Origin of the sequence: Arenibacter sp. F20364 (genome assembly GCF_023015905.1) — a bacterium.
GTDB lineage: Bacteria > Bacteroidota > Bacteroidia > Flavobacteriales > Flavobacteriaceae > Arenibacter.
This window is the reverse complement of sequence record NZ_JALKBD010000061.1, coordinates 1-11,725: the sequence shown is the minus strand read 5'-3', so window position 1 is coordinate 11,725 and position 11,725 is coordinate 1. Positions and strand designations below refer to the sequence as shown.

At 39.6% G+C, this 11,725-nt stretch carries 8 protein-coding genes; 5 read left to right on the top strand and 3 right to left on the bottom strand.

Annotation, left to right across the window (positions count from 1 at the left end; genetic code table 11):
* Positions 1 to 1,569 (top strand): FISUMP domain-containing protein (locus MWU84_RS23140; RefSeq protein ID WP_281502614.1); only part of this gene is annotated, 1,569 nt, incomplete at its 5' end.
* 417 nt (positions 1,570 to 1,986) lie between these two features.
* Here the strand turns inward: MWU84_RS23140 and MWU84_RS23135 are convergent.
* Together MWU84_RS23135 and MWU84_RS23130 are read right to left on the bottom strand one after the other, a co-directional pair.
* A complete protein-coding gene (locus tag MWU84_RS23135) occupies positions 1,987 to 3,981 on the bottom strand; it encodes a YjhG/YagF family D-xylonate dehydratase (RefSeq protein ID WP_246906344.1) in 1,995 nt (664 codons plus the stop codon).
* Between the two features lie 186 nt (positions 3,982 to 4,167).
* Positions 4,168 to 4,635 carry a c-type cytochrome gene (locus MWU84_RS23130; RefSeq protein WP_246906343.1) on the bottom strand — a complete coding sequence of 156 codons (468 nt, stop codon included), beginning with the start codon at positions 4,633 to 4,635 and terminating at the stop codon, positions 4,168 to 4,170.
* Positions 4,636 to 5,299: 664 nt separating this feature from the next.
* Here MWU84_RS23130 and MWU84_RS23125 point away from each other — a divergent pair.
* Positions 5,300 to 6,253, top strand: coding sequence for a hypothetical protein (locus MWU84_RS23125; protein WP_246906342.1), 954 nt, complete (start codon positions 5,300 to 5,302; stop codon positions 6,251 to 6,253).
* Positions 6,254 to 6,778: 525 nt separating this feature from the next.
* On the opposite strand, the gene MWU84_RS23120 is transcribed toward MWU84_RS23125, so the two are convergent.
* Positions 6,779 to 7,024 (bottom strand): hypothetical protein, encoded by a 246-nt coding sequence (locus MWU84_RS23120; protein ID WP_246906341.1) that lies wholly within the window; start codon positions 7,022 to 7,024, stop codon positions 6,779 to 6,781.
* A 462-nt stretch (positions 7,025 to 7,486) separates the two neighbouring features.
* Here MWU84_RS23120 and MWU84_RS23115 point away from each other — a divergent pair, with 462 nt between their 5' ends.
* From MWU84_RS23115 to MWU84_RS23105, 3 genes are all read left to right on the top strand, one after another.
* Complete coding sequence (locus MWU84_RS23115) at positions 7,487 to 8,992, top strand: Do family serine endopeptidase (protein ID WP_246906340.1); 1,506 nt, start codon at positions 7,487 to 7,489, stop codon at positions 8,990 to 8,992.
* Positions 8,993 to 9,699: 707 nt separating this feature from the next.
* The gene (locus MWU84_RS23110; protein ID WP_246906339.1) at positions 9,700 to 10,209 is read left to right on the top strand and encodes a nicotinate-nucleotide adenylyltransferase; all 510 of its coding nucleotides are present in this window, start codon (positions 9,700 to 9,702) and stop codon (positions 10,207 to 10,209) included.
* A 50-nt stretch (positions 10,210 to 10,259) separates the two neighbouring features.
* Positions 10,260 to 10,466: a dodecin family protein gene (locus MWU84_RS23105; protein WP_246906338.1), complete on the top strand. Its 207-nt coding sequence runs from the start codon at positions 10,260 to 10,262 to the stop codon at positions 10,464 to 10,466.
* The last annotated feature ends 1,259 nt before the right edge of the window (positions 10,467 to 11,725 follow it).

The following is an 11,725-nucleotide window of genomic DNA, read 5'->3' as shown; positions in this document are numbered from 1 at the left end:
GCCGGGGAAACCGTAAATGTGGATGGCTGTGCGGAAAGTCAAGAAGATTCTGATGGAGATGGAGTAACAGATGATCTAGACCAATGTGCAGATACACCGGAGGGCGAAACAGTGAATGAAGCCGGTTGTTCTCTTAGCCAAAGAGATACTGACCTTGATGGTATTACCGATGATCTGGATGAATGCCCGGACACAGATGAAGGGCTGACCGTTGATGATAAAGGTTGTGCGCAAAATCAGCAAGATTTGGATGGTGATGGTATTCTGAACAATTTAGATCTGTGTCCCGGAACTCCGCAAGGCGAGCCCGTTGATAGCAACGGTTGTTCTTCGTCTCAAACAGATTCTGATGGAGATTCTGTTATTGATGAGCTGGATCAGTGTCCAGATACCCCTTCTGGAGAAACGGTTGATAATGAAGGTTGTTCTGATAGTCAAAAGGACACGGATGGAGATGGGGTAACGGATAATCTAGACCAATGTCAAAATACCCCTTCGGGAGAAGCAGTGAACTCGAATGGATGCTCTTCTACCCAAACTGATTCTGATGGGGACACTGTTAATGATGAGTTAGATCAGTGTCCAAATACACCAACAGGAGAAACTGTAGATGCTCAAGGATGCTCAGGTAGTCAAAAAGACTCTGATAGCGATGGGGTTACAGATGATATTGATTTATGTCCTGGAACACAATCAGGTGAAACCGTAGATTCCAATGGCTGTTCTGCCACACAGACCGACTCAGCTCCTTCGGCAGTAATCTTGGACCAGGCACCAGCGCATAACGCAACAAATGTGAATACACCTATTTCAATTAGTTGGTTGGCATCCACGGATGCCGAAGGAGACGCCATTACTTATGATGTCTATTTAGGAACGAATTCAGCAAACTTAGATTTAGTGAGTCCAAATCAAACCAGTCTATCCTTCACTTCAACGGAACTTGAATTGGGAACCATCTACTATTTACGTGTAGATGCAAAATCAACTACATTCGTGACTACAGGTGAAGTTAGAAGTTTTGAGTCTTCATTCACTGGATCATTCACAGATAACAGGGATAGTCATGTTTATGGAACAATTAAAATTGGATCCCAAGTTTGGATGACGGAGAATTTAGTCTTCAATTCTTCAGGATCATACAGTTACGACGATAATACATCCAACGATGCAGACTATGGCCGTCTATATGAATGGGCCTTTGTACAAGCTGCTATTCCTACAGGATGGCACTTGCCAACGGATGATGAATGGAAAACTTTGGAAACTGAATTAGGAATGCCCGCAAGTGATCTCAATATTACTGGCGAATCAACACCAAGAGGGACAGACCAAGGTACACAAATGAAATCGGGAGGATCGTCAGGATTGAATTTCCCAATGGCAGGTTACAGAGATGACGGCGCTTACAGCTCTATAAACAACAGAACGTATTTGTGGGTAAACACGGATGCAGGGGGTGGAAATATTTTCAGAAGAAAAATTGAAGCTGCGAGTCCATCATGCTTTAGGTTTACAAATCCAGCGGGAACATTTGCTATTAGCGTACGTTTGGTAAAGAACCAATAATAGAACATTATACTGGATAATTTTATTAAGTATGATCAAAAAGGCTTTGCTGTAGTAGAATATAGGATTCCTTGTAAATTTTCTTCATCCAATTGCTGTATGTATAGAGATTATTAGCACATTTTCTGATAACGCCCTTATAGAGAAAGTTGTTTCTAAGGAAATAGAAAGTATAAAGAAACGGATTGGCAGTAAGCAATCCGTTGATTTTTATAATCTTATGTTTTGCAGCGAGAACAACAGTTGAACTCCTGATCCCAGGGTTGTGAATTCTTGCTTGGATTTTTGAAACCCTCTATTTAGATGGCTTCCCGGATGCCCTTTTTGACTTTTAGTAACACAACGAATTATAGTATGTCGCTGCCCCTGCAGGGTAGGAGCAGATATGGGTCCATACTTATTATTATGTACTATTTCTTATTTTAAAGCTTCAATGCCTGCTTTCACAATCTTCAAAATCCGATCGGCATCCTGTACACATCCTTGCCATATGCCGCTCTGTGTCGCTGCCCAAATTTTAATATCATTGGGCAATTCTGGATGGGGTCGCAGTTGTGGATGTGGCAATCTATTTGAAAACAATTCTGCTATGTCGGTCTCGCTTAACTCGATATTGGGATCGCTGTGTGAGGCTATAAGGTTTATACTTCCACTTAGATTATCGCAATCAATTCTGATTTCAATGATATCTCCATCCTGAACCTTTCCAATAGGTCCTCCTACGAGAGCCTCAGGACCAACATGTCCTATACATGCTCCTGTAGAAACGCCGGAAAAACGTCCATCGGTAATCAGGGCTATCTCTTTCCCAAAGGATAATTGTTTCAGAGCGCCCGTGATTTGGAAGGTTTCTTCCATTCCTGTACCACTTGGCCCTGTCCCCATCAATATTATAATATGACCTGGCTTTACTTCTCCGTGATTAATTGCCTTAATGGCATCTGCTTCTGTGACAAATACTTTAGCGGATCCTTTTTTATAATATATGCCGCTATCATCGATCATTTCTGGAGCAATTGCACCGCTTTTGATCAGCGCTCCTTCTGGTGCCAAATTTCCAGTGGGGAAAGTCAAGGTGCTTTTCATGTTGGCCTTCTTCGCTGCTTCAGGTGATAGTATCACTTTATCAGGATGTGCATCAGGATTAAATGTCTGGAGGTTAAATCGTACTTGTTTACGTCTATCTCTTTTATTTTCAGCTTCCCAAGCGTACATTTTGCCACCCTGCTCCCAGACATCCAAATTTTCGCCCAGTGTTTTGCCCGTAACTGTGAGGCAGTCTTCTTTCAGCAGACCTAATTTTCGCAAATGTAACATTACCTCTGGTACTCCGCCGGCTGCATATACGTGTGCCGTGGAATATTTCCCTGCTGGGAGCACATTGACCAATCGAGGCGTTTGTCGGTTGATATTCTCCCATTCTTCCCGGGTAGGCATCTTTAATCCCCCTGCATGGGCTATAGCAGGAATATGAAGTAAGAGATTAGTGGATCCGCCAAAAGCTGCATGTACGACCATAGCATTGTACACGGCATCTTGTGTGATGATCTGACTGGTATATATATTGTTTTCTGCCAAATTAACTAGGGCAAGGGCCGAATCTTCAGCAAGGGCATACCAAATCTTCCCTCCGGAAGGCGCTAGTGCCGAATGTGGCAATGCCATTCCCAAGGCTTCTGCTACGACTTGGGAGGTGGCTGCCGTTCCCAAAAAATGACAACCTCCACCTGGTGTCCCACAAGAAGCACATCCTTGGGATTGGGCCTCTGCCAATGATATTTCTCTATGGGAAACAAGCGATGGCAAGGATTGTACCGAACCCAAATCTTTGATTCCTTTGGCGATCAATGTCACTCCACCGGGCATGATAATCGTTGGTAGATCAGCTTCATTTGCCAATGCCATCATCATCGCAGGTAGGCCTTTGTCACAAGTAGCTATGCCCATTACCCCTTTGCGATTGGGCAAAGAGCGTCTTAAGTCTCCTAAAACTGTGGCGGCATGATTACGATAGGCCAAGGAATTCATCATGCCTGTAGTACCTTGGGTACGTCCATCACAAGGGTCGGATACTGATACATAATAGGGTTTTGTAGAGCGACTTTTGAAAGCGCTTGCAGCCACTTTTGCGGCATCTCCCAATTCAAAATGACCTGAGTGCATGCCAAGTGCCAGCGTCTCTTCTCCGTTCTTTAATCCTCCTGCAGTACTCATTATAAGGAATTCTGACTGATTTACATCTTTATGATTCCACCTCATCCCGGCATCCTGTATTTTGCCAAAGATGTCACCACTGGGCTTGTTTTCATAGTCTTCCCGTGATATTGGTAGTCGCCCTTTCCTTGGGGTAACTTCTAAAGGGAAATAAAAGGGACTGTTCTCTTGGAAATGCTCTTTATCTTTATTGCTCATATTTCTTTAAAATCGTGGTACGACGGAATAAAGTTAATCTATCTGTTAAAAAGGGAAAATATTTTTCTAAAGGATACGCCCTTAACCTTTCAAACCGCATCACGTTTAGCTGCGGTTATTTCTATTTGAAGAGAGTTAATCGCCCAATATAGGTCCTTTTGGGCTATTTATGGACTCATAGGCTGCTCAATAATAAGGGTAGTAATCTGTTAGTGGAGATTTTATGTCATATTCCGATTGAAGAAAAGTAACCAAATCAACCAGCTCCTGAACGGTCATAGCTTCATTGTAATTTTTCATCTTTGAAAGCTCTTCTTCGGTAACGGCTTGTTTTTTGTAGCGCCGTGCGATTTTATGCGAAGGATTGATCACTGAAGAGACCAATTCTCCATACGATTTCTGAATAGTAACTTTCCCGCCAAGAGCTATGTTGAGACTATCACTTTCACCTTTCCAGTCGATTCCTGAAATACTATGACATTCATTACAGGCCAACCGCTTATAGGTCACTTTTCCTTTTTCAATGTCGCCTTCGGGTAATGCAAATCCGCGCGCTTGTTCATTGCAACTAACTATGGGCAAGACCCCACATAATAAGATGAACACCAGTAGATAATTTGACAGTTTCCCAAATTTTTTGATTTTACCAGACATAAGCTGTTGTTTTAAAATGAAAAATTGATTTATCATCATCACCGTTTCCAAAAACAAATATAGTTTCCCAAAAGAACAAAGAAAATGACCTACATCATTATAGGATTAAATCATGTAAGCCAAGGGCGAAGTTTGATTTAATCCGCCGTTGAACTATGAGATGTCGTTTCTGCGCTTGCAATGCCATAGGGATTGAATCCAATTTATGATGTCCCAAGTTAAGGCTTTTTGTTTATTGGGAAACCAGTTTTCTTTTTCTGATCGGGTTTTTGGAGGGAAATATGGAAGACCTGGTATTGTCCTGTATAGAGATGGCCAAGATCTATTGTTTTTGTCACTTTTTGGACATAGTTCTCCCTATCGGCAGCAATATATTTTCCGACCGGTTTTATTGGATCAAGTACGATTTCTGGGTATTTGGATATTTAAGCAAAATTAGCCCATACAGAAACCAAAGGTTTATGGATACCTGTAAATAACAGCTAAAGATTAATGAACTAAATAATGGGTTCTAAAAACCGATAAGAAACACATAAAATGTCTGCTGTTCTGAGGTTAAAAATCACGGCATATTATTTTACCAAAATCCGATCTGTGGCTCAGAATATAAACTAATTTTGCTCGGTTTAAAATTTTTATCTATTATAAGTAAATATCGTTTTCGATGGATCAACTAATACTCTATGCTGGGTTTTTAATCGCTGCCTATGCAGTTATTGCAAACGATGTTATACAGACCTTAGGGACGTTTATAGCTTCGAACACCAAAATAAAATGGTGGTATCTTTGGGCATTCGCTGGATTCATACTTACGGCAACCATTCTTTATGGTTGGTACGCGAATACAGGGGATGTATCTTATGGTAGGTTGTCCGAAATTCCCTTGCCCGATCCTCTGCCATGGTGGTATCTTTTGGCTCCCATTTCTTTATTGATCATTACCCGAATCGGTATTCCGGTCAGTACTACATTTATGATACTGAGCATATTCTCCTCCGGACAGCTTATTGAGAAAATGATTCTTAAATCTATCTTTGGTTACTCTTTGGCCTTTGTGGCTGCATTGGTCCTATATCTTGTGATATCGAGGAAATTTGAATCCAAAGCATCCATTCGTTTGATGGACAAAAAGAAGCAAAGGAGATACTGGCTGGTAGCACAATGGTTTTCTACCGGTTTTTTGTGGTCTCAATGGCTAATACAGGATTTTGCCAACATCTATGTCTTTTTACCCCGACAATTGGGAGTAAACGAACTTCTTGTATCCCTTGGGGTCATCCTTTTGATCATGGCTTATATATTCCGTGTAAAGGGGGGCAAGATACAAGAAATCGTCAATCAAAAATCGAACACCCAACATATTCGGTCAGCTACCATCATAGATGCCTGCTATGGTTTGTTGTTGTACTTCTTCACTTCACTCAATAATGTTCCTATGAGTACCACCTGGACTTTTATAGGAATTTTGGCTGGTAGGGAAATTGCCATCAGCTACCTTTTGCATAAAAAGGAAATGAAAAACACTTACCGATTAATAATCAAAGACTTTGCAAAGGTCAATATTGGGCTCATGGTAAGCATTTTGATTGCCTATCTAATTCAGTTTTTTAAAGTTTAATGTATTAAAATTATGCTCCTTCCAAATTTTGGATAGTTGCCAAATTACGGCTACAGGAATTATTTTCTGATAAAATGGACCATAATTCTTTAAATGGAATCCCTTGTTTTAAGGCCTTCCCCTAAAAAAAGGAACATCGTACAGATGGGAAAATCAATAAAGCTTTAAATAGGCTTCTTTAGTTCACTACATCGGAAATTATAAGCTAGTGCAAAGGTTACTCATATTAATGAGTGTTTTTTTCTATTTTGTAGGCAGGCTGCCCTTTCTAAGGACATTTTGGACAAAAACACCACAATTGAAGGCATAAAAAAATGGATTTGCAGTAACCAATCCGTTGATTTATATAAACTCAAATCTTGTAGCGAGAACGAGAGTTGAACTCGTGACCTCCGGGGAGTTTCACCAAAATCGACCAGGTCTTTCTCGATTATAAGGTTGTGTTCAAGTAATTTTTCTTTAAGATTTTTGCTCAAGGGAATGAAGCCTTATACTGACTTTTAATCCTTCCACTTTTTTACCCATTTATTTGATTTTTTCAGGCAGTGATACTATTTCGGTTTTGGTATCGTCAATCGCAACTTTGGATTGAGACAAAAATCTTTCCCGATCTTCCTGGATTTTTTTCAAAGTTGTTTCACACCAAAAAAGGCGCAAAATGATGTAGGTCATTTCAAGGATTATTAATGTCCCTTTATTTTGTCTTAGGATTTGTAAAATATTGGAAATCAAGACAAAGGAAGTATTCGGTTCAGCAGTGCTATTTATCATGGCTGTAATTCTATTACCATTGGCAAGCTGTGGCCCAATGGTAATGACTACAGGGTTCATCGAGCCACCACCGCCGTGGTTCTACCCGAACCGTTTAGAAGTTGTGCGTTATGTCTATTTTCCGGAATATCATTTTTATTATTACCTCTCGTCACGTACCTATCTTTATTTGGATGGGGGCGTTTGGGTTAGACGAAAGCTTGTACCTCCACGCTATCGCAATTTAGATCTGAGGCGTTCAAGATACGAACGGGTAAAAGGATATAGGAGCGATAACATACGCCAGTACCACGAAGAAAATAATGCAAATAGGGGCCGAAGCTATAGAGCAACTACGAGAAGCAATCGGAACCCCATATAGCACTAGGGAAAGAAGAACTCATCTCACAAGTGTTAAGGAGTGTAAGCATTTAAAAAAGGGTATATAAATTAGGTATCACAATATCATTAAACATAAAAGTCATGAAAATCATAAAACTCAGTTTAAGCGCGGTATTAATAATTTTGATGTACATGTTGATAACATCTTGTAAGGATGTGAACGACATTGGGGGAAGCACGGAAAGTGAAAAAATTCAGTTTTACGCTGAGAGAAGGGATACGGATGAATCCATAGAAAAGCACAACAAGGATTTTAAGGGAGGACCTGTTGATTTTACCGATACTGCCAAAAAAGTCTTGGATGGCGTAGTGCATATTCGATCTATACAAAGTGCAGGCGGGGCAGATCAAGATACGCAACCACAACAATTACCTGATTTATTCAGGGAATTTTTTGGCGATCGTTTTCAAATGCCAGAAAATATGCCGCAGCAACCAATGTACGGTTCAGGCTCAGGTGTTATTATCGATGAGAATGGCCACATTGTGACCAACAACCATGTTATCAATAATGCCACGGAATTGGAAGTTACACTGCACAACAACCAAACATATAAGGCTGTAGTAAAAGGTGCGGACCCCGCCACAGATCTAGCATTATTACAGGTAAAGGGTGAAAATTTAAAGGCCTTGTCGTTTGTCGATTCCGATGATGTTGAAATCGGGCAATGGGTATTGGCCGTAGGTAACCCTTATAGTCTGAACTCTACGGTTACGGCAGGAATCGTAAGCGCCAAAGCTCGAAATATCAACATCAATCCTGAGAAATTGGCCATTGAGAGCTTTATACAGACCGATGCGGCCATCAATCCCGGAAATAGCGGGGGTGCCTTGGTAGACCTTGATGGTAAAATTGTAGGTATCAACACGGCCATTGCTACCCGAACCGGAAGTTATACCGGATATGGTTTTGCTATACCTAGTAACCTGGTTACCAAAGTAATAGCTGATCTTTTAAAATATGGGAGCGTACAGCGAGGTATCCTGGGTGTAACTATTATTACGATGAACGGTAGTTTGGCAAAAGAGAAGAAAATCGACTTCTTAAAAGGTGTTTGGGTAGAAACGGTCGGCGAAGATAGTGCGGCCCAAAAGGCGGGAATTGAAGCGGGGGACGTTATCGTCAAAGTAGACGGAATAGATGTCTCTACCTCGCCTAGATTACAGGAAATCATAGGACAGCATAGACCTGGTGACAAATTATCGGTGGTCGTGAACAGGAAAGGGAAGGAAAGGGAGTTTGAAGTGACCCTTCAAAATGTAAAGGGCACTACGGATATTTCCAAAAAGGAGAATGTGGAAATACTTAATTTTCTAGGTGCGGATTTTGAAACTATTAACAAAGAATCCGCCCAAAAGTTGAATTTGGACGGCGGAGTCAGGATAGTCAATTTGTATCCGGGGGTATTGCGGCAAAAAACACAAGTGCGTGCCGGATTTATTATTACCCATGTCGATGGTGAAAAAATAACCAATATAAAGGATTTAGTGGGTGCTCTGGCAAAGAAAAAAGGCGGGGTGATGCTCGAAGGGGTATATGAAGATATGCCGGGCAAACAGTATTATGCCTTTGGGCTGGAGTCCTGATTGTGTCTTAAATTAACTAGACCCCCTTAATCTTTATGGATATAAATGCCCTTTCGTACCACGTTAAATTGTGAACCAATTGTGCTTTTGATCTTTAGGGCTATGTTCTTTTTTGTACAGGCTTTTCTAAAGATGCACTATATTGGAGCAGGGGTAATCCTTTTCGTTTTCTCAGATTTATTGGTGTTGCTCTTTTCTATTGTGATTAAATTATTTGTTCTATGCTTGCCGTAGTTGTTTACGAATACAGTTGTATCAGCCTAAAAAAGATTATGTGAAGTTCTGAAATACATCGGCACCTTGTTAAATGTTGTAACATTTATATTGATGATTTTAAAGAAACTAAATTGGTAACCCAACTGTACGGTAATTGTTTTGAGGATTATGATGTGGACGTTAAAGCCGTTATTAAGCATCGATGTGCCCTTGAAACAAAAGAAGTTTCTTCATGTATGCTTTGATTGCTTTTAAATTGCTCTAGACCTCTAAAAATTAGTTCCATTGAACCCAAGGTAATGAACGGAAGGTTTTTAAGACTAGCATCCTTTTTAACATCATATTTTATGTTGATGAGCAAAATTTATACCATGGAACTGACTGATCCAAGTCATTGTAAGCACACAACTTTCCTTTTAGTTTTGACCAGATAAACCCCAGAAAGGATTATCGGGACACTTATTGAAATATTAACTAAAAATTTAGGAGTCATGAAAAGTATAATGCTAGGTCTATTTGTCTTAGGGTTGACCGCCCAATCTTTCGCGCAAATCATAAAAACGGAAGAACTATCGGAAGTTATAGTCTATGCGACCAATTATAAGTATCTGCACAGTTTGGTTTCGGAAGAGCCTGCCCCTGTACCGGTGGAAATGTTGGAACGTAAAGTAGCTGCATTCAATCTAAAGGATTCGGAGTACTATCAAGATGATTATGATACTTACAACATCAATTTTTATATACCTGACGGCCTAATACTTGCCGCTTATGATAAAGATGGTAAGCTTATTAGAACGGCGGAACGGTTCAAGGATGTCGGGCTACCTCCATCGGTTCGGGCTGCCATTGCAGATCGGTTTCCAGAATGGACAGTAACCAAAGATGTCTATCGGGTATATTATCATGAAGATAAAGGCGTGACTAAAAAATACAAGATCAAATTGGAAAATGGCGATCAGACTATTAGGGTAAAGCTAGATGAGGAAGGTAATTTTATTTAATTGGTGGCTAGCCTTTTAATCAATTAACAATCACTACAAAATAAGAAGATATGTCAGTATTAAAAGTAATAGAATTATTAGGAAACTCTAGCGAGAGTTTTGAAGATGCCGTGCAAAATATCATCGATGAGGCATCAAAGACAGTAAAGAATATCAAGTCCGTCTATATTAAAGATATGCAGGTAACGGTCAACGATAATCATATTTCAGAGTATCGTGTCAATGCCAAGGTTACCTTCGGTATTATGGAGCCCTAAGGCGTTCATATAGTTTGTTTGGTTTAATAAGGTGTCGTTAAAATACTTTGGTATTTGGAGGCACCTTATTGTTTATTGCTATACCAATTGACTTACTATATTTAGCCGAATGCAGATTATGGGTGCTTCCAATATAACTTTCGGACCAATATAAATTTTTCTGCCATTGCACAAAACACGGTTATATTTAAGCTTAAGCCTTATGCGAGCAATAAATACTTTTTGTGTGCCAATCTGCAATTTTTCCATTCATTAGGTAATAGACTCAAGTGGTGGAGCTTTGGCAGGACCAGTATTTTTCCTATAATACCGGCTTTGGAGCATGTAGCATCGGAAAAAAATAGAAAATAAATTTAAACATACAGGAGTCGTTTTTGAGCATCTGGTTTACGATACTGACCTACAAGGAACTTAATTAGGATCATCCAAACATTTTTTGAAATAATAATAATGGATTAATCCCAACGATATACTGCGGGTAGAACCAATTAAACAGAAAAGTCAGTGATATAAGTGTAGTGTCAGGTATTTTGGAAGAGAATGTATGATTATGAAAGTAAAATGCCAAATTTTGTACAGAAGTCAATTACCTCAGGGCAAGCCCTTGAGGCATCAGAAGGAAACTACTAATAACATTTCGACGCCCGCCTGAAAGGAACGGGCAAGCAAGCGTCGGAGCATTTTAATCTCGATTATCGAGTAAAAACCCCAAGACTATAAACTCTTGGGTCACTTATTATATTGGTAGCGAGAAAGACAGTTGAACTCGTGACCTCCGGGTTATGAATTTGAAAAAATTCAGGTAAACTCCCTAATATGCATTTATTATTTTAAAATCATTTACGAAACGGTTTACTGTATTAACAATTATTTTTAATTGTAAACAATAATGATAATCCAAATCAATCTAAATAATTGATAAATTTTCAAGAATTACCGTTTATACCGTATTGTTTGAATTACATCGAAGTTAATAGTCTTCTTACCAATTTTGCTCTAAATTCGAACTATTATAATTCGCTACGCCAATAGAATACTTTTTTATTGAATTGTAGTTTAATAACCTATTTAACCAAACGTGCAATGAAAAAAACATTATCTACCTTAATTATCATAATCCCACTTTTCCTGTTTTTGATTGGATCTTGCTCCAAAAAAGATGAAATTACCGTTTATGACTTTACAGGAGATGTATTACCTGTAGAAGGAGGAACTATTAGCCCTAAGCAAGGGACATTTGAGTCGGGAGAAAAGGTGAC

Excerpts from the sequence above, each read along its gene's own strand:
- MWU84_RS23135 (WP_246906344.1), bottom strand. The coding sequence starts at position 3,981 with ATGAGCAATAAAGATAAAGAGCATTTCCAAGAGAACAGTCCCTTTTAT.
- MWU84_RS23130 (WP_246906343.1), bottom strand. The coding sequence starts at position 4,635 with ATGTCTGGTAAAATCAAAAAATTTGGGAAACTGTCAAATTATCTACTG.
- MWU84_RS23125 (WP_246906342.1), top strand. The coding sequence starts at position 5,300 with ATGGATCAACTAATACTCTATGCTGGGTTTTTAATCGCTGCCTATGCA.
- MWU84_RS23120 (WP_246906341.1), bottom strand. The coding sequence starts at position 7,024 with ATGATAAATAGCACTGCTGAACCGAATACTTCCTTTGTCTTGATTTCC.
- MWU84_RS23115 (WP_246906340.1), top strand. The coding sequence starts at position 7,487 with ATGAAAATCATAAAACTCAGTTTAAGCGCGGTATTAATAATTTTGATG.
- MWU84_RS23110 (WP_246906339.1), top strand. The coding sequence starts at position 9,700 with ATGAAAAGTATAATGCTAGGTCTATTTGTCTTAGGGTTGACCGCCCAA.
- MWU84_RS23105 (WP_246906338.1), top strand. The coding sequence starts at position 10,260 with ATGTCAGTATTAAAAGTAATAGAATTATTAGGAAACTCTAGCGAGAGT.